This window comes from Pelosinus sp. UFO1, assembly GCF_000725345.1.
Lineage (GTDB): Bacteria > Bacillota > Negativicutes > DSM-13327 > DSM-13327 > Pelosinus.
This window is the reverse complement of record NZ_CP008852.1, coordinates 2805539-2823450: the sequence shown is the minus strand read 5'-3', so window position 1 is coordinate 2823450 and position 17912 is coordinate 2805539. Positions and strand designations below refer to the sequence as shown.

Annotated in this window: 17 protein-coding genes; 16 read left to right on the top strand and 1 reads right to left on the bottom strand. The window is 36.7% G+C overall.

Annotated features, from left to right (window positions below):
• Positions 1-167: 167 nt before the first annotated feature.
• The 14 genes from yqfC to UFO1_RS13385 all read left to right on the top strand — a co-directional run bounded on the left by yqfC (position 168) and on the right by UFO1_RS13385 (position 13845).
• Complete coding sequence (gene yqfC / locus UFO1_RS13445; RefSeq protein WP_038671554.1) at positions 168-446, top strand: sporulation protein YqfC; 279 nt, start codon at positions 168-170, stop codon at positions 444-446.
• Positions 436-1662: a sporulation protein YqfD gene (gene yqfD / locus UFO1_RS13440; protein WP_038671551.1), complete on the top strand. Its 1227-nt coding sequence runs from the start codon at positions 436-438 to the stop codon at positions 1660-1662. Before yqfC ends, yqfD begins: the two co-directional genes overlap by 11 nt.
• Positions 1663-1952: 290 nt before the next feature.
• A complete protein-coding gene (locus UFO1_RS13435; RefSeq protein ID WP_038671550.1) occupies positions 1953-4136 on the top strand; it encodes an HD family phosphohydrolase in 2184 nt (727 codons plus the stop codon).
• Positions 4087-4521, top strand: a complete 435-nt coding sequence (gene ybeY, locus UFO1_RS13430) for an rRNA maturation RNase YbeY (protein WP_071842078.1) — start codon at positions 4087-4089, stop codon at positions 4519-4521. Before UFO1_RS13435 ends, ybeY begins: the two co-directional genes overlap by 50 nt.
• A gap of 2 nt (positions 4522-4523) precedes the next feature.
• Positions 4524-4880, top strand: a complete 357-nt coding sequence (locus UFO1_RS13425; protein ID WP_038671545.1) for a diacylglycerol kinase family protein — start codon at positions 4524-4526, stop codon at positions 4878-4880.
• Positions 4881-4893: 13 nt separating this feature from the next.
• On the top strand, positions 4894-5289 hold the full coding sequence (locus UFO1_RS13420) for a cytidine deaminase (RefSeq protein WP_038671543.1): 396 nt from the start codon (positions 4894-4896) through the stop codon (positions 5287-5289).
• On the top strand, positions 5289-6185 hold the full coding sequence (gene era, locus UFO1_RS13415; RefSeq protein ID WP_038671541.1) for a GTPase Era: 897 nt from the start codon (positions 5289-5291) through the stop codon (positions 6183-6185). Before UFO1_RS13420 ends, era begins: the two co-directional genes overlap by 1 nt.
• A gap of 264 nt (positions 6186-6449) precedes the next feature.
• A complete protein-coding gene (locus UFO1_RS13410; protein WP_236639191.1) occupies positions 6450-7838 on the top strand; it encodes a hemolysin family protein in 1389 nt (462 codons plus the stop codon).
• Positions 7839-7945: 107 nt separating this feature from the next.
• On the top strand, positions 7946-8059 hold the full coding sequence (locus UFO1_RS26215; RefSeq protein WP_371256728.1) for a YqzL family protein: 114 nt from the start codon (positions 7946-7948) through the stop codon (positions 8057-8059).
• 106 nt (positions 8060-8165) lie between these two features.
• Positions 8166-8918 carry a DNA repair protein RecO gene (recO, locus tag UFO1_RS13405; protein ID WP_038671539.1) on the top strand — a complete coding sequence of 251 codons (753 nt, stop codon included), beginning with the start codon at positions 8166-8168 and terminating at the stop codon, positions 8916-8918.
• A gap of 113 nt (positions 8919-9031) precedes the next feature.
• Positions 9032-9490 (top strand): DUF4342 domain-containing protein, encoded by a 459-nt coding sequence (locus tag UFO1_RS13400; protein ID WP_038671537.1) that lies wholly within the window; start codon positions 9032-9034, stop codon positions 9488-9490.
• A gap of 339 nt (positions 9491-9829) precedes the next feature.
• Positions 9830-10705 (top strand): glycine--tRNA ligase subunit alpha, encoded by an 876-nt coding sequence (gene glyQ / locus UFO1_RS13395; protein ID WP_038671535.1) that lies wholly within the window; start codon positions 9830-9832, stop codon positions 10703-10705.
• A gap of 2 nt (positions 10706-10707) precedes the next feature.
• Positions 10708-12771 carry a glycine--tRNA ligase subunit beta gene (gene glyS / locus UFO1_RS13390; RefSeq protein WP_038671533.1) on the top strand — a complete coding sequence of 688 codons (2064 nt, stop codon included), beginning with the start codon at positions 10708-10710 and terminating at the stop codon, positions 12769-12771.
• Between the two features lie 246 nt (positions 12772-13017).
• Entirely contained in the window at positions 13018-13845 is an 828-nt protein-coding gene (locus UFO1_RS13385; protein WP_071842075.1) for a pyruvate, water dikinase regulatory protein, read from the top strand.
• A gap of 44 nt (positions 13846-13889) precedes the next feature.
• On the opposite strand, the gene UFO1_RS13380 is transcribed toward UFO1_RS13385, so the two are convergent.
• Entirely contained in the window at positions 13890-14366 is a 477-nt protein-coding gene (locus UFO1_RS13380; RefSeq protein WP_038671529.1) for an LptA/OstA family protein, read from the bottom strand.
• A gap of 206 nt (positions 14367-14572) precedes the next feature.
• Between UFO1_RS13380 and UFO1_RS13375 the strand changes: the two genes are divergently transcribed.
• Together UFO1_RS13375 and dnaG are read left to right on the top strand one after the other, a co-directional pair.
• Positions 14573-15568 carry a deoxyguanosinetriphosphate triphosphohydrolase gene (locus tag UFO1_RS13375; RefSeq protein WP_038671527.1) on the top strand — a complete coding sequence of 332 codons (996 nt, stop codon included), beginning with the start codon at positions 14573-14575 and terminating at the stop codon, positions 15566-15568.
• 521 nt (positions 15569-16089) lie between these two features.
• Complete coding sequence (gene dnaG / locus UFO1_RS13370; RefSeq protein ID WP_038671525.1) at positions 16090-17901, top strand: DNA primase; 1812 nt, start codon at positions 16090-16092, stop codon at positions 17899-17901.
• The last annotated feature ends 11 nt before the right edge of the window (positions 17902-17912 follow it).

Below are 17912 nucleotides of genomic sequence, written 5' to 3'. Positions count from 1 at the left end.
CGGAATCAGAAAGTATAACACTTTCTTGATTCCAAGTAAGAACGACTAAGGCTTCTGCCTGCGTCCGAGGACTTGGTACAAGCCAAGTCTTTTCTTATCTGCTCTTTGGGAATTTTCGTACTAAAGGTCAATGTTTGGCATATATTTTATATGGAGGAGGGGGTACTGTGCAATATAATAAAAATAGGCATTTACAACGATTAGCTGGCATTTTAGAGATTCCCCAAGATATTGTGCTGGATTTACCCCGTATTACAATGTTGGGTAATAAACAGCTACTTGTAGAAAATCATAAAGGGATTATTGAATACACTCCCTCGTTAGTACGTATAAATTTAGAACAAGGTGAGCTTATTATTCATGGTAAAGGTTTAGTACTAAGTAATTTACAAGTTGAGCAAATTTTAGTTGAGGGCACGGTGGGGGAAGTCAAGTATGATACGTAATATGTTCCATTTTATAAGTGGTACTGTTAAGGTTAAAGTTAGCGGGACTATGCCAGAGAAATTTATTAATTTATGTGTGATACAAAATATTCCATTATGGGGATTGACTAAAAATAGTAAGGGTCTTTTCGTTTGTATGAGCTTAGAACATTTTTTTTCAATTAGACCGTTAGTACGTCAAAGCAGAAATCATATAAAAGTGGTTGGTTATTCAGGTTTACCTTTTTTGACTAGAAAGGTTAAGAGAAGAAAAATGATGGTTATTGGTGCTGCAGTATCTTTGCTTGTTTTAAATACTCTAGTTTCATATATTTGGTTTATTGACATTACAGGTGCTAAATCTATCCCTATTCAGCGAATTAGGGAAATTGTATACGAAAGTGGATTAAAGCCAGGCGCGCTTAAAGATACCATCCCAATAAAGCAGATTGAAAATCAAATAGCAGTGACAATACCGGAAGTTGCTTGGGTAGGAATTAGTTTTACAGGTATTCATGCAGTAGTAGAAGTAGTGGAAAAAACAATGCAGAAAACCCAAGACAAGGCGCCAGCCAATATTATTGCACAAAAAGACGGTGTCATTACGGAAATTATTCCATTAACGGGTCAAAGTATTGTTAAAAAGGGGGAGACCGTTAAAAAAGGGGATTTATTAATAAAAGGAATTAGTTACGAAGGTCCAGTGGATGTGCCGGAAACTGCCAAAGTACCTCCTCAATTGGTTAGGGCAAATGGAATTATAAAAGCTCGTGTGTGGTACGAGAGTTATGGAGAGTCGGAGTTGGTTACAACTATCTATGAGCGAACAGGACAACAAGAGATTGGTGTAGCCTTACGAATAGGACAACAGGAATTCTTATTAAAAACAGTGGAAGATAAACCAGAAAAATTAGTTGAAGTTGAGGTTTTCAATAAAAAGCTATCTTGGTGGAGGAATCATGACCTTGCTGTCGAATCTATTATAAGTACATATCATGAATTGAAGTCCAAGAAAGTTGAGATAGGTATAGAAGAAGCAAAAGAGCAAGGAAAAATTAAAGCTTTGACAGCATTACAATCTTTGATCCCCGAAACAGCGCATGTGCTATCAAGGAACATTGAAGTATTGCAAATGCCTGAGAAAAATCTGGTACGTGTTAAAGTAAGTGTTGAAACCGTGGAAGATATTGGAGAACTTGTCAATATAACCACAAAGTATGATAGTAATATACAGTGAATGAGTGCATTGTTGTTGATTCATTGCTAAGATGTTGGAAGGGCTCACGTTTTGCAGTATATAGCAAAACGTATCTTACTAGCCCTTTCTTCTTTTATTAATGAATTGCCGCTTAACGTAGAAAGGCATAAATAGTAAGGACGTTGATATCGTTAGATTCGTAGATATACCGCCAAGAATAGGACGCTGGGGAATGGGGAAAACTGATATTGTTATTTATTACCACAAAAAATGAGTTAACATTCTGGTTGCATGTGAATTCATGCTTCTAAATGATGGAGTTGAAATAAGTGATATCTTTAAATAATAAGTTACGAGAGATTTTTGCCCAGCCGACAAGTGTATATGCAAGGCCAATTGCACGAAGGATTGTATTAGGCCTAGCATTTTTTCTCTTATTTATGATTATCTTATCATCTGATTTTATTTCAGAAAAAGTATCTTTTGAAGTAGGACAAGTTAGTGACCGTGATGTCATTGCGCCAAGAACTGTTGCCTATGTAGACCTAATTAAAACGAAAAAATTTGAAGATGAAGTGTTAGCTAGCGTAGCCAACGTATATGATTTGGATATTGCTGTTATTACTAAAGCTGAAGAAAGTATTAGTATGATCTTTAGTGAAGCGCGAATGGCTACTTCTAACAAAACATTAGAATCAACAGAACAAAAAATAGAAAAATTGCAGAAAGTTTTACCAGTTCCCCTACCTAATAGTGTAATTCAAGGATTAATCGCTCTTGATGAAAAAGCTATGACAAATGCGGAAGAACAGTCGAAAGCGATTCTACGTAAATTCTTTCAGCGCGGAATTCGGGATGACGATTTGGATATAGCAAGGAAACATATTGTTATCGAAACGGAAGAACTGGGATTAGGGAAGACTACTGAAACTGTCGTTGCTGGCATTGGGCAAGCGTTATTACGACCGACTCTTATATTAAACGTGCGTGAAACAGATAAACGCAAGCAGTCTGCTATGGCAAGCATTGAGCCTGTTCGTGAAACGGTAAAAAAGGGACAGGTTATGGTCAGGCGTGGAGATTTTGTTACTGCAGAACAAATTCATGCTATGGAAGAATTAGGATTGTCTAAAGGGCATGTAAATGAAATGCGTATTTTTGGACTGGCTATTTTTGTTTTAACGACTATGCTTATTATTCTAGGATATATGTATAAGTTTGCCTATCCAATTTATGAAAACGATTTGTATTTAGTGTTACTAGGTTTGATTATGTTAGTAACATTGTTATTAGGTAAAGCGGCACATTACTATTCTGATTTTTCAGCACCTATTGCTGCAGGAGCGCTTCTTGTTGCTATTTTGATCGATACTCGTCTCGGACTAGTCATTAGCATAGCCTTGTCCTTGCTTTTTGGCATTATTGTGGAACATGATTTAAGAGCGGTATCGACAGTGTTAATTGGTAGTTTAATTGGTGTTTATAGTGTTTCGAAAATGGCTCATGGATATAGCTTAACAAGAACGGGAATTTGGATTGCTGGTGTAAATTTTTTAGTGATTGCTTCTACTGGTTTTATCGAGCAACTAAATAATTCTCAAATTTTAATGCAAGGTGTACAGGGTGTTCTGAGTGGGATTGGAGCCTCTGTTATTACGACAGGGTTACTTCCTTATTTAGAAAATGCTTTTAATATTACTACGCCTCTTAAATTATTAGATTTAGCTCAACCAAACCATCCTCTATTACAAAGGTTGCTTTTAGATGCTCCTGGAACGTATCATCATAGCGTTCTGGTAGGAAATTTAGCGGAGACAGCCGCAGGATCGATAGATGCGGATCCTGTTACCGTCAGAGTTGGAGCTTATTACCATGATATTGGAAAGATAAAAAGACCTTACTTCTTTGTGGAAAATCAAGTGGTAAATGAAAATCCTCATGACAAAATAGCACCTTCCTTAAGTACGTTAATTGTGACTTCCCATATTAAAGATGGTGTTGATTTATGTCGCGATTATAAATTACCTCAGGTAATTGTTGATATTGTTCAACAGCATCATGGTACGATGTTAGTCTCTTATTTTTATAAACGGGCTACTGAAAATGAACATAGTGAATGTATTATTGAGGCTGATTTTCGCTATGAGGGACCTCGTCCCCAAAGTAAAGAGGCGGCTCTTATTATGTTAGCTGATGCTTGCGAGGCGGCCGTGCGATCCATTGGTAAACCAAATGTAAATCGGATTGAGGCCACAGTTCGTAAGATTATTCGTGAGCGTTTACATGATGGGCAACTAGATGAATGCAATGTAACATTAAAGGATTTAAACGTAATAGGTGACGTATTTATTAGGGTTCTTTCCAGTATGTTTCATACCCGAATTGAATATCCAGAAACATTGAAGGAATTGGAAAGGAGAAAAACAAAAAATGGAAGTAGCAATAAGCAATGTTCAGGAAAAGATGATAGTAACACCTCAAATGGAGCAGATAGTGATTGCAGTACTAAATAAAGCTGCTGAGGCCTATGGCATCGAGCCCCATACTGAAGTTAGTCTTGTGTTAGCTGATGATGAATATATACGGGTTTTAAATCGCCAGTATAGAGATAAGGATTGTTCTACAGATGTATTATCTTTTGCCCTAAATGAGGGGGAGGAGCCTCTGATGATAGATGGACCAGAAGAGGTCTTGTTGGGCGATATTATAATTTCTTTAGAAACTGCTACTCGCCAGGCTGAAGAATATGGTCATAGCCTAGAGCGTGAGCTAGCCTATTTAACAGTACACGGCATCCTACATTTGCTAGGATATGATCATATGACGGAAGATGATAAAAAAGAGATGCGTCAAGAAGAGGAATATGTTTTATCTTTCTTAGGTATTACTCGTGTGTAGTGATGAGAAAGGGAAATGTGTTATGCGCCTTTAGAAATGCTTTTAGAGGTATAATCTATTGCGCTCGACATGAGCGCAATATGAAAATTCATCTTGGAGCAATGGTCTTAGTAGCCTTTTTAGCTTGGTGGTCGAAAATAACAAAATATGAACTGCTTATACTAGTAATAACGGTAGCAAGTGTATTGGTCGCTGAAATGGTGAACACAGCGGTAGAAACAATAGTAGATATGATATCCCCAGAATTTCACCCAATGGCAAAAATTGCTAAAGATGTAGCTGCTGGTGCAGTTCTGATTACGGCAATCGTTTCATTACTAGTTGGTTATATGCTCTTCTTTTATAGAATATGGACTTAGGAGGAGGGGGCTTATGGAAAAACTAATAAAAGCCGCAAGAGATAGCCGTGAACATGCTTACGTGCCTTATTCCAAATTTAAGGTAGGTGCTGCGGTAATAACAAAAGAAGGTAAAATTTATACGGGCTGTAATGTTGAAAATGCTTCTTATGGATTATGTAATTGTGCGGAGCGGACGGCCATATTTAAAGCTATTTCCGAAGGCGAAACGGAATTAGTGACTATTGCCGTTGTTGCCGATACGATCAAGCCTGTAGCACCTTGTGGTGCATGTAGACAAGTAATGGCCGAATTTGGCATTGAAAAAGTAATTATGTGCAATTTACAGGGTGAAGAATATGTTGCAACATTAAAAGACTTATTACCCTATTCATTCGAAAAAAAACATTTGTCAGGAGAACAAGAATAATGGAAGTTAAGAAAGATCATAAATCAGGATTCGTTTCAGTTATTGGTAGACCAAATGTAGGCAAATCAACCTTAATTAATAGTTTGATTGGGCAAAAAGTAGTTATTATGTCTGATAAACCCCAGACCACTCGGAATAAGATTATGTGTGTGCTTACATTAGATGATGCACAGATTTTGTTCATTGATACACCTGGTATACATAAGCCTAAACATAAGTTAGGAGAATATATGCAAAAAGCAGCAGAAAATACACTGCGTGAAGTGGATGTTATCTTTTTTGTTGTAGATGCTACAGAAGATATTGGTGGTGGTGAAAAGTATATATTAGATTTACTAGATGCCATTCAGACCCCTGTTATACTGGTAGTAAATAAAATTGATAAAATTGATAAGGCCAAATTACTGCCAATCATACAAAAATATTCTGCTTGTTATAAATTTGCTGGTGTAGTGCCAATATCCGCTATGGAGCATACTAATTTAGATGGTTTGGTTACTGAGGTTAAGAAATATTTAGAGCCAGGGCCTCAATATTATCCTGAAGATATGATTACTGATCAACCGGAACGTTTGGTCATCGCAGAGCTCATTCGTGAAAAGGTTCTTCATGCTACACGAGACGAAATTCCCCATTCCATTGCTGTAGATATAGAAGAAATAACAACTAGAGCCAATGAAGATTTGTATATTCGGGCTGTTGTTTACGTGGAAAGGGAATCCCAGAAAGGTATTGTGATTGGTGCCAAAGGGCAGCTGTTAAAAGACGTGGGACGATTGGCAAGGGCTGATATTGAAAACTTGTTAGGTTCTAAAATATACCTAGATCTTTGGGTCAAAGTGAAAAAAGATTGGCGTAATAAAGAGGGTAGTTTACGTACCTTTGGTTATGAATAACCTGAAAGCTTAACATAATTCCAATTTTTTGAATGGCTATCGCTTAGCGATAGCCATTCTTTGTTGACCGAAGCGTCTTCGGGTGGTATCATTTGTAAAGAGGGGTAAAAATAAATTTTTAGGATGGTTGTTTTCATTTATTATGCCAAACTGGGACATAATAAATTTGCAGTGAAGTCATGGTAGATAAAAAGGACAATAATGTCTATTGCTCAATAGGAGAAAATTTTAAAGAAATTTGAGGCCCATGTTTAAGGGCATTGTTTGTTATATAGTAATGAATTTGATACGGTAACAGATTTTGGGGAGAGATGCGCTATTTTCGATTCGCCTTTATATGACTTATTTAAATTATTTGGAGCCTTATTACTAGTTTTATTAAATGGATTTTTTGTACTCGCAGAATTTTCTCTGGTGAAGATTCGTAAGACACGTTTAGAAGAGCTAGTTCAGCAAGGAAATAGTCGAGCAGAGTTGGCTCTTAAAGTGGTATCTTCTTTTGATACTTATCTTGGGGCGACTCAGTTAGGTATTACCTTAGCATCACTAGCCTTAGGTTGGCTCGGAGAGCCAGCAATTTCTTCGTTATTAGAACCTATATTGTATGATTATTTTCCAGGATCTACTTGGTTATTAAGTACCATTAGTATTGGAATTGGATTTATCATTATTACCTTCTTGCATATTGTTGTAGGTGAACTGGTTCCAAAATCGATGGCAATTCAAAGAGCCGAAAACATGGCATTGTTTTGTGTATGGCCTTTATATGTTTTTCATAAAATGGGCTATCCCATTATTATACTGTTTAACCGCGCGGCAAAAGCTTTGTTAGCCGTTATGGGAATGCAAGCCCCCAATGAAACTGAATTAGCTCATTCAGAAGAAGAGTTAAGAATGATTGTTAGTGCAAGTCATCGGGGTGGAATACTAAATCAAATGGAAAGTGAACTCATTGATAATGTGTTTGATTTTGCGGATCGCTTAGCCCGTGAGGTTATGGTACCACGTCAGGATATGGTTTGTTTGTTTGCAGACGATTCTTATGAGGAAAATCTAAAGGTGGTACGCGAAGCACACCATACTCGTTTTCCTTTATGTTTTGAGGATAAAGACCATATTGTAGGTATGATTCATCTGCGGGATTTAATGGACTTTGATTTGTGTAATGCGGAAGAAAAAGATTTAAAGACGATTATGAGGGAAATACTAGTTATTCCTGAGGGAATGTCCGTTGCTAAGTTACTACAAATGATGCGTCGCAAACGAATCCACCTAGCGGTAGTAGTAGATGAATATGGTGGTACAGCTGGATTAGTTGCATTAGAAGATGTCATCGAAGAGATTGTTGGTGACATTCAGGATGAACATGATGACATTATTCAACCAGAAATTCAACGTTTGCCTGATAATACGTATGAGTTTGATGGCCGGGTTCTGTTTGACGACGTGGCTGAATTATTAGATATACATTTAGATGATCATGAAGAAGACACAATTGGCGGTTATATATTTGGTTTATTAGGGCGCCGCCCAGAGATTGGTGATGAAGTAAATATTGGCGAATATAGCTTCAGTGTACTGCAGGTAACTGGCTTTCGTGTTGTTAGGGTTAAAGCTTTACCTCTTCCACCAGAGGAAGAAAGCGAGGCTTAGATATATAGAACTAGATATTCTAGGAGGGAGGTTATTAGGCGAGAATCTTTGATGGTCGTATAAAAATATGTGCGAAGGGATGATGTCAAGTGTTGTTACGGGATTTAATGTGGGAAGTTTTCCAAAGTACCGGACATATTGGGGCATATTTGATGTATCGTTCATGCACTGAATCTAAAGATCAACTTGAAACACCGCCAGATAGCAATGTAGGACTTTAATTGTCCTTGTATTGAATATGATAGTTCTGAAATCGCGATAGGGGCGAGCTACTATGTGCCGCCCCTTACATAATTTTTAATTCTTAGTAGGGTAATTGAGGGAAATATGGCACAATATCAAACAGAAGCCATTTTAGTGGCCACGCGTGACTGGGGCGAGGCTGATAAAATGGTAACTTTATTTTCTCGTGAGTATGGAAAAATTACGGCGTTTGCTAATGGGGCTAGACGCCCCAAGAGTCCTTTGGCTGGGGGAATGCAGCTATTTACACATCTCGATGTAAGATTGGCGGCAGGGAAAAATTATGATTCTGTTAAGCAGTGTGAAATAAAGCATTCTTTTCGACATGTGCAAGAAGATTTTAATTGTATGGCATATGGTACTTTTATAGCGGAATTAGTTGCAGAACTTTGTCCTGAGAGGCAACCAGAACCTCAAGTTTTTGATTTACTAGTAGAAGTGCTTATCGTACTTAGCTTACGTAATCCTCGTATGGTGGCACTGGCTTGGGCTTGGCAATTATTGTTTATTATGGGTTACTATCCTCAATTTAAAGAATGTGTTAGTTGTGGCCAAGTATTAACCTTGCCTGGTTATTTTAGCTTAACCAGTGGGGGCTGCGTTTGTACAACTTGTGATCACAACGACCTTCTAGAAGTGAGTGATAAAATTTATAATTTTATCACTTGTTTATTACATATTGATTGGAAAAACCCTGTTGAGTTTACTGTAAGTGGTACCGTTTTAATGCAAACTGAAAAAATACTTATGGAATATTTAACTCATTGCTTGGACAAGCCTTTAAAGTCTATGAACTTTATAAAACAAGTGTCCGGAGTAATGCAAAGCGGAACATAAGTAAAGCATCGTTAAAAATTATGTGGATGGTAAGATACAATCGGTATTGTTTACCGAATAACTAAGATTGTAATGGGAGATAATAAGAAAAATGTGGATAGGAGGGTATAATAATGGAAGAAATAACATTGGAGAACATTGACATCCTACGGGAGCGCACTGGCATATCTTACAAAGAGGCGAAAGAGGCTTTGGAAAGAAATCAAGGGAATTTACTTGAGGCCTTAATTGAACTTGATGATAAGAAAGATACAAAGTGGACAGACAACTTTTCTGTGCGTTCTAGCGATGTGATTGATAAGGTAAAAGAATTGCTTCATGAAGGCAATGTGAATAAGATCAGTATCAAGAGTGAGGGGCGTACTGTTGTGGAGATTCCCGTAGCATTGGGGGCGATTGGAGCTGTAGTATTGCCACAGATTGCTGCACTTGGTGTATTAGTAGCAATGTTTAAGCGTTGCAGTATTGAAGTAGTTCGTAATGACGGCAGTACAACTGAGACAGAAGTCTCAGATGATGATAAACGTGTGAATGAGCAAAAGCAAAATCATCACAATGATAGTGGAATTTAGCTGCTATAAGCATTGACAAATAAAGTCAGGTTTGTTATGATTTTAACTAAATTACGGCAATGCGGGAAAACAGTAGCCTATAATTATAGCGAGCTAGGGAGGGTGCAAGCCTAGCGATTTAAAAGGTGAAGGGCATTCCCAAGCTGCAAGAGGAAATTCTAAAATTGGATTAATAGATCCTTTTTAGGAGAGTAAAGCTTGCTATAGTATAAGGTGGATCATATATTATATGGTCAATCAGGGTGGAACCGCGGGATTAAACCTCTCGTCCCTGTAACGATATGTTACTGTGGATGAAGGGGTTTTTATTTTATTTAATATTGAGGGAGGCTATTATAATTGACTTTTCAAGAGATGATTCTAACACTTCAGAACTTCTGGGCTGAACAAAATTGCATTTTAATGCAACCTTATGACGTGGAGAAGGGGGCAGGCACCATGAACCCAGCTACTTTCCTTAGGGCTTTAGGACCTGAGCCTTGGAATGTAGCGTATGTGGAGCCATCACGTCGCCCTGCTGATGGCCGCTATGGGGAAAATCCTAATCGTTTACTGCAACATCATCAATATCAGGTTATTATGAAACCCTCGCCAGCTAACATTCAAGAATTGTATTTAGAGAGTTTAGTTCGTTTGGGTATTGATCCTAGCCAACATGATATTCGTTTTGTAGAAGATAACTGGGAATCACCAACTCTTGGAGCATGGGGACTTGGCTGGGAAGTATGGCTTGATGGTATGGAAATCACTCAGTTCACTTATTTTCAACAAGTCGGTAGTATCGATGTTAAACCTGTATCCGTAGAAATTACCTATGGCTTGGAGCGCTTGGCTATGTATATACAAGGGAAAGAAAACGTGTATGAATTAGAATGGGTAAATGGTGTTACTTATGGTGATGTATTTCACCGTAATGAAGTAGAGCAATCACACTATAACTTTGAAATAGCCGATGTTAACTTATTATTCCAGCTTTTTGATATGTATGAAAAAGAAGCCATTCGTATTATTGAATCTGGGTTTGTACTGCCAGCTTATGATTATGTATTAAAATGCTCTCATACTTTTAATTTATTGGATGCGCGTGGTGCTATTAGTGTTAGCGAACGTACAGGTTTTATTGGACGGGTACGTAATATGGCGAGGCTCTGTGCACAAGGTTATCTAGAACAGCGTGAAAAATTAGGTTTTCCGTTGCTCAAGGAGGTTAAATAATTATGACAAAAGATTTATTATTCGAAATTGGTACAGAAGAAATTCCTGCCAGGTTTATGCCAGGGGCTTTACGTCAATTAGAAAGTGTTACTAAAAGTAAATTAGATGAACTCAGAATTGGGTATGGTGAAATTAAAGTTGTCGGTACACCTCGCCGCATGGCCTTAATTATACGTAATATGGTGGAGGAACAGGCTGATAAAAATAGTGAAAACAAAGGTCCTTCTCTAAAAATCGCCTTTGATAATAATGGTGCTCCTACAAAAGCAGCTCAAGGGTTTGCACGTGGGCAAGGGGTAGATGCAGCTCAATTAGTTGTAAAAGATGGATATGTTTATGCTATGGTGCATGAAGTAGGCAAACCGGTAAAAGAGTTACTGCCGGCTATGTTAACTAGTATTATTGATAGTCTTAATTTCCCTAAAAATATGCGTTGGGCTAATCTAGATAAGAAATTTGTTCGTCCTATTCGGTGGATGGTGGCACTTTTTGGTAATGAGGTTATTCCTTTTACCGTTGCAGAAGTATCCACAAGTAATGTTACTCGTGGGCATCGATTCTTAAGTATTGGTGAAATAGTCATTAATTCTGTTGATGATTATTTTGATGCATTACATAAAAACTATGTTATGGTTGATCAAGATGTACGTCGTAAGGTGATTCGTGAACAAGTTGAAAAAATTGCTCTTAATCAAGGCGGTACTGCTGCGATAGATGAAGATTTGTTAGAAGAAGTAGTATATCTTGTAGAATATCCTACAGCCCTGTACGGACAATTTGAAGATAAGTATTTATCGCTGCCTCCAGAGGCTGTAATTACTCCTATGCGTGAGCATCAACGTTATTTCCCTGTAATTTCTAAAGAAGGGAAACTTCTACCTGTATTTATTACTGTTCGTAATGGTGGATCTGAACATATTGATATTGTTCGTCATGGTAATGAGAGGGTGCTTAAAGCGAGGTTGTCTGATGCTCAGTTCTTTTTTGAAGAAGACAAGAAAGTTAAATTAATTGATCGCTTAGACAAACTAAAGACGATTGTTTTTCAAGAAGGCTTGGGCACAATCTATGATAAAACAATACGTGTTAAGGAGCTTTCAATTAACATTGCCGAATCAGTTGGGGCTACTGATGATTTGCATCCTATAATTGAAAGAGGTGCTACCTTAGCAAAGACGGATCTTGTTACGGGTATGGTTTGTGAGTTTACTGAATTACAAGGTACCATGGGACGAGAATATGCGTTATTAAATAAAGAGCAACCAGAAGTGGCTCAGGCTATATTTGAACATTATTTACCACGTTTTGCTGGCGATGTATTACCAGAGAGTGTTGCGGGACGAGTTATTAGTATTGCCGATAAGCTTGATAATATTGTAGCAACCTTTAGTCGTGGCTTAATACCAACAGGATCTCAAGATCCATATGCCTTACGACGTCAGGCACTTGGAATTGTTAACATCTTAATTGACGGCAAATATCATGTATCTTTACATACTATGCTAGTTAAGGCAATGGATTTACTAAGTATTAATGATGATAAACGACAAGCGGATTTACTAGCTGAAATACAGGAGTTTTTCCGTTTGCGGATTAAAAATGTTTTATCGGATGAAAATATTCGTTATGATCTGATTGATGCAGTCATGGCAGTTGGTGTGGATAATATTTATGATACTTGGCTAAGGGCTAAAGCGATGGCAACTGATGGTTGCAGCAGTGAGATGCAAAAAGCTGTACAGGCTTTTACTCGTGTTGGTAATTTAGCTAAAAATGCACCAGTTGAAACAATTGAGGAAAATCTATTTATGGTTGACGAAGAACGTGCTTTATACCATGCATACAAATTGGCTTGTCAAGAGGTTTGCAAAATGACAGAAGCGAAAGATTATGCTGGTGTTATAAGGATTATGATTAACATGACTCAGCCAATTGATGCCTTTTTTAGTGTGGTAATGGTTATGGTTGAAGAGATAGATGTCCGAAATAATCGTTTAGCATTACTAAAAGCCATTATGGGGCTTAGTACAAAGATGGCAGATTTGAGTAAAATCGTTGCTTTATAAATAAAACGTAATGAAAATAAGCCTGTACATTTGTACGGGCTTATTTTGCTGTAATAATGATTACTCTAGGTGTTCTCTAAGGTTCTAGAAAGAGGAATTTGTATGATTTTAGCGTATAATACACAATATAGTACTTGTCGAGCCATTATAGTTAGATATATATATATATATTGATATTAAATGTAGTGAAGGTTGCAATATATAGTTGTTGTATACAAGGAGGTAAGTATCATAGCTAAATCATCTATAATTTATGCTTTATCTGATTCTATTGGAGAAACAGCGGAAATGATAGCTAGAGCAACGGCTAGTCAGTTTCAAGTTGGATCTTTTGAAATTATTCGTATTCCTTATATTAAAAGTACTGATCAAATTGAACGAATCCTTGAGGAAGCAGCAAATAATACAAGTGTTATTTGCCATACAATCGTAGGCCCTGAGCTTAGGAAGGCATTGCTGTCTCAAGCGAAGCGCCATGGCATTCCAACCATAGATATTATGGGACCTATGATTAATGCGGTGCAGCATGTGTCTGGGCTGCATCCTCAATTAAAGCCTGGGCTAATTCACACACTAGATCAAGCTTATTTTAAGCGTGTTGCAGCGATTGAATTTGCAGTAAAATATGATGATGGTAAAAATCCTTGTGGCATCTTAAAGGCAGATGTTGTATTGGTTGGAGTGTCACGTACATCTAAGACTCCCCTTAGTATGTACTTAGCTCATAAGGAACTAAAAGTGGCCAATGTACCAATGGTTCCCGAGGTGGCACCACCTAAAGAATTATTTGAAATTCCTGCAGAACGTATTGTAGGGCTAATTATTGATCCTATTAAGCTTAACAACATTCGTGCAGAAAGACTACGATCCATGGGACTCGATCCTGCTTCCTGTTATGCTGATTCCGAGCGAATTACAGAGGAAGTCGAATACGCTAAAAGTATTATGTATAAGCTGAAATGTCCGATTATTGATGTATCAAACAAAGCGATTGAGGAAACTGCAAATAAAATTATGGAACTTGTTTGCAAAAAGAAGCAGTCAGCTATCTATGGGAACGAGTTCTGTTCATAGGTGAATAAAAACCTCCAGCTCTTTTGCTGGAGGTTTTTATTCACCTATAGAAAGGTATCTGTAGCTATATTATATTTTGCAGTATCCGTAGTCACTAGGTTGTCATTTTGTCTAATTTGTACATTGCCGCTAAACACGGCATTTTTATCTCGCCAGTTATAGTCCACTTGATTGGCAGTAACCTTAAGATTTGCACGGGAGAACATTACATTCCCTTCGACGACAGCATGATCTTGACTGCCATATACATATACTTTATCAGCGGTAAAGGAGATATCGTCTTGGCTAACTGTTATGCCACCAGTTCCCCAAACTTCTAAGGAACCCATATTTACTTTAGCTTGACCAGCAGTAATAATACGGTTTTTTACTTCTATGTAAACATTTCCGTTTAATACATATAAACCTGTATTAATATCAAAATATTGTTGATCCGCTGTGATGATTGGTTTGGCAGCTAAAGTAGTGCCTGCAAAAAGTAACATAAGGAGCAATGTGAGTAGGAAAACTTTAGTTTTCATAGTAACTTCCTTTCATATTTAGAATAGCCAGCAAACTGAAAAAATAGATCTTTTTTTATTATAACAGAAATGTAGAGAAAAATGGAGGGATAAATGGATGATATGATGAAATGATTATAAGAATAAAATGGATAATAGAAGTTAGGTCACAATGAGAGAAGATAGTATTCCATATGATGGATTATTTGTAAAATGGAGGCGATATTATGAACATACGTGAACGTATTGAGGAGCAAGAACATAAGATGCTATCGGCTTTTGCAAGTAAGAGTAGGGATGCAATGCGGGAAAAAGAAGAAGATGCGTGTGAGTTTCGCACCGCTTTTCAACGTGATCGTGATCGAATTATTCATAGTAAGGCTTTTAGACGTTTAAAACATAAAACACAAGTATATATTTCTCCTGGCGATCATTATCGCATGCGCATGACTCATAGTTTAGAAGTATCACAAATATCTCGGACAATTGCCAGAGGACTAATGCTGAATGAAGATTTAACAGAAGCAATTGCTTTAGGGCATGATGTAGGACATACCCCATTTGGACATGTTGGTGAGTACGCTCTACGTGATTTAATTGGACATTATAATCATAATGAACAAAGTTTAAGAGTTGTAGAGCATCTTGAACGTAATGGAAAGGGGCTAAATTTAACACTAGAGGTAAAGGATGGAATTTTAAATCATACGGGTGCAAATAAACCATTTACCTTAGAAGGTAATATTGTCCGTATTGGCGATCGTATTGCTTATCTATGCCATGATTATGACGATGGTATTCGTGCAGGTATGATTAAAGCTGTTGATTTACCGGAAAAAGTTGCTCACATATTAGGTACAAATCCTTCGAATATGATTACTGTTATGGTATCTGATATGATTAAGAATTCAGATGGCTATAATGAAATAAAATTGTCTGCAAAAGTTAAAAATGCGATGGAAGAATTTCGTGAGTTCATGTTTCAAAAAGTCTACCATTCTGCGGAGTTAGAATCAGATCGTAAGAAAGCAAAATATATCATTCATAAACTGTACGAGTACTTTACTCTTCACCCAGAAAGTTTACCTCAGGAATTCTTAGAACGAGAAGAAAATTGGGGGTTAGAAGCAACCATTGTTGATTATATAGCTGGTTTGACGGATATATATGCTGTTCATTTATTTGAAGAATTATTTATACCTTCAAAATGGATTGCTCGGTAAATCCCATAATAAGATGAATCTAGTAATAGAAAGGTAATCGACGGATAGTTCGATTACCTTTTATTTCAAAAAAAATACATAAATTTTTAGAATGTAATGTGTGTATAAGCATAATTAAGAGGAAATCGCATACTTTAAATTTATTATCAAATAATATAAGTGTTGTCAATAGGGAAAAGAGGATATTTATAAGTTATATTGAATACTATTGTTTATGAAAGAATTCAATAAATAATTTGATGGGATTAAAAGCTAAGTAGAATCCGATTGTCTCTAGTATAAGATAGTAAGTATAACTGTATATTTATATTCTAGAAGGATTATGGGAATTTATGTAGAAATAAATCACAAAATCAAAATTAGATTTTCTTTTAATTAGATTGGATATGCTATTATTAGCAGGAAATTAAGAAAAAATAGCGAAAATATGAAAAATAGGATAATAGTATAGATTTGCTGTAATGATATCTAGTCGGAAGTAAAAAGCCATAATTGCTATAGGGTAGGTTAAGGGTGAATTTATGAAAGATGCGGTTTATGATGAGTTTATTGATAGATTACGTTCTGAAAGTGACATAGTAAGTATTCTATCAGATTATGTTCCTTTGAAAAAAAAGGGGAAAAATTATTGGGGCTGCTGTCCATTTCATCATGAGAACACTCCGTCATTTTCTGTAACACCTGACAAAGGATTCTTTTATTGTTTTGGTTGTCAAAGTGGTGGTAATGTATTCAATTTTTTGATGAAAATTGAAAACGTTAGTTTCTTTGATGCGGTGAAAATGTTGGCTCAAAAAATGAATATTCCTTTGCCAGAAAAGAACAAAACACCACAAGAGTTGGCAAGGGAGCGGGAACATACTAAATTATACCGTGCTAATGAATTGGCTAGGGAGTTTTTTTATGCTTGTTTGACAAAGACAGTCTATGGGAAGCAAGCAAAAGAGTACCTAGAATCCCGTGGGGTTACAAATGAAGTTATTGAAAGTTTTAAAATTGGTTTTGCTCCCCCAGCTTGGGATAAATTATTGCATGCCTTCTTAGAACGGGGGTTAGAGCAGGATATTATGCTAAAAGCTGGTTTAATTGTGGAACGAAATTCTGGTGATGGTGTTTATGATCGGTTTCGTAATCGCATTATGTTTCCTATTTCTGATGTACGTGGCCGGGTAGTTGGTTTTGGTGGAAGAGTGATTGATGATAGCCAACCTAAATATCTTAATTCACCAGAGACCCCTGTTTTTAACAAAAGATATATTTTGTTTGGTTTTCATGCTGCTCATAAGTTTATAAAAGAATCTGGGCAAGCCATCGTAGTAGAAGGCTATATGGATGCTATTACTGCTCATGCTTATGGCATAAAAAATGTAGTAGCGTCATTAGGAACAGCCTTTTCGCCAGAACAGGCAAAGTTATTACTTCGCAATGCGAACGAAATATGTTTTGCTTATGATAGTGATACAGCTGGTCAAAATGCTACGGTCAGAGCTTTAACAATTCTGCGCAGTATGGGGGCAAATGTGAGAGTGGTATTAATCCCTGATGGAAAAGATCCTGATGAATTTATCCGTAAGCATGGCGCTGAAGCTTTTAAGACATTAATTAAGGAAGCTAATGATGTTTTGGAGTATCAAATCAAGCAGGCTTTTGATAATACAGATTATAGTAGTTTAGAAGGTAAAGTTGCCGTAGTATCAAAAATAGTTCCAGTGTTAGCTTCGGCAGACAATGCTGTAGAAGTGAATACGCATATTGCGCGTATATCTCAGATGTTAGCAATTGACGAAAGTGCAATACGTAGTGAAGTTCGTAAATATTTGTTTCAAAATAAAAAGGATAAAAATGTAAATGTAGGAAAGAATATATCTAATATATTGGTTACGAGAAAACCATCGATTGCGATAGAGCAGGCCGAAAAACATCTTATTCGCTTGATGTGTGGGGATAGCTCCCTTATACCATATATTGAAAAAGAACTTTCTGTTACAGAAATACAGGGAGAGCACAGGCGTGAAATAATCGAATTAATATTTAAAGAGTATAATATGGGAAAAGATATTACGGATACTGCTTGGACGATGATGCTAAGTGAGACAGCAAATGCGGAATTATCCCATATTATGTTAATTGATATACAATACAATGATAGTGATAGTATAAAAATGGTTGATGATTGTATAAAAAATATGCGCCTAACAAACTTAAAGTTATTGTATGAACAGTCCCGATTAAGGGCTGATGAATTAGAACGTCTGGGGGATAGTGGTTTTCTGCAGGCATTAGCAGAAAGTCAACGAATAAAAGATGAAATTAATAAATTACATTGTGTTTAATCAAAAAAAAA

What these genes read in the sequence shown, in the direction of transcription:
- UFO1_RS26215 (WP_371256728.1), top strand. Translation starts at nt 7,946, where the DNA reads ATGTGGGAAGTTTTCCAAAGTACCGGACATATTGGGGCATATTTGATG.
- UFO1_RS13375 (WP_038671527.1), top strand. Translation starts at nt 14,573, where the DNA reads ATGAACATACGTGAACGTATTGAGGAGCAAGAACATAAGATGCTATCG.
- UFO1_RS13420 (WP_038671543.1), top strand. Translation starts at nt 4,894, where the DNA reads ATGGAAAAACTAATAAAAGCCGCAAGAGATAGCCGTGAACATGCTTAC.
- ybeY (WP_071842078.1), top strand. Translation starts at nt 4,087, where the DNA reads ATGATAGTAACACCTCAAATGGAGCAGATAGTGATTGCAGTACTAAAT.
- yqfD (WP_038671551.1), top strand. Translation starts at nt 436, where the DNA reads ATGATACGTAATATGTTCCATTTTATAAGTGGTACTGTTAAGGTTAAA.
- recO (WP_038671539.1), top strand. Translation starts at nt 8,166, where the DNA reads ATGGCACAATATCAAACAGAAGCCATTTTAGTGGCCACGCGTGACTGG.
- glyS (WP_038671533.1), top strand. Translation starts at nt 10,708, where the DNA reads ATGACAAAAGATTTATTATTCGAAATTGGTACAGAAGAAATTCCTGCC.
- UFO1_RS13400 (WP_038671537.1), top strand. Translation starts at nt 9,032, where the DNA reads ATGGAAGAAATAACATTGGAGAACATTGACATCCTACGGGAGCGCACT.
- era (WP_038671541.1), top strand. Translation starts at nt 5,289, where the DNA reads ATGGAAGTTAAGAAAGATCATAAATCAGGATTCGTTTCAGTTATTGGT.
- UFO1_RS13380 (WP_038671529.1), bottom strand. Translation starts at nt 14,366, where the DNA reads ATGAAAACTAAAGTTTTCCTACTCACATTGCTCCTTATGTTACTTTTT.
- dnaG (WP_038671525.1), top strand. Translation starts at nt 16,090, where the DNA reads ATGAAAGATGCGGTTTATGATGAGTTTATTGATAGATTACGTTCTGAA.
- UFO1_RS13425 (WP_038671545.1), top strand. Translation starts at nt 4,524, where the DNA reads ATGAGAAAGGGAAATGTGTTATGCGCCTTTAGAAATGCTTTTAGAGGT.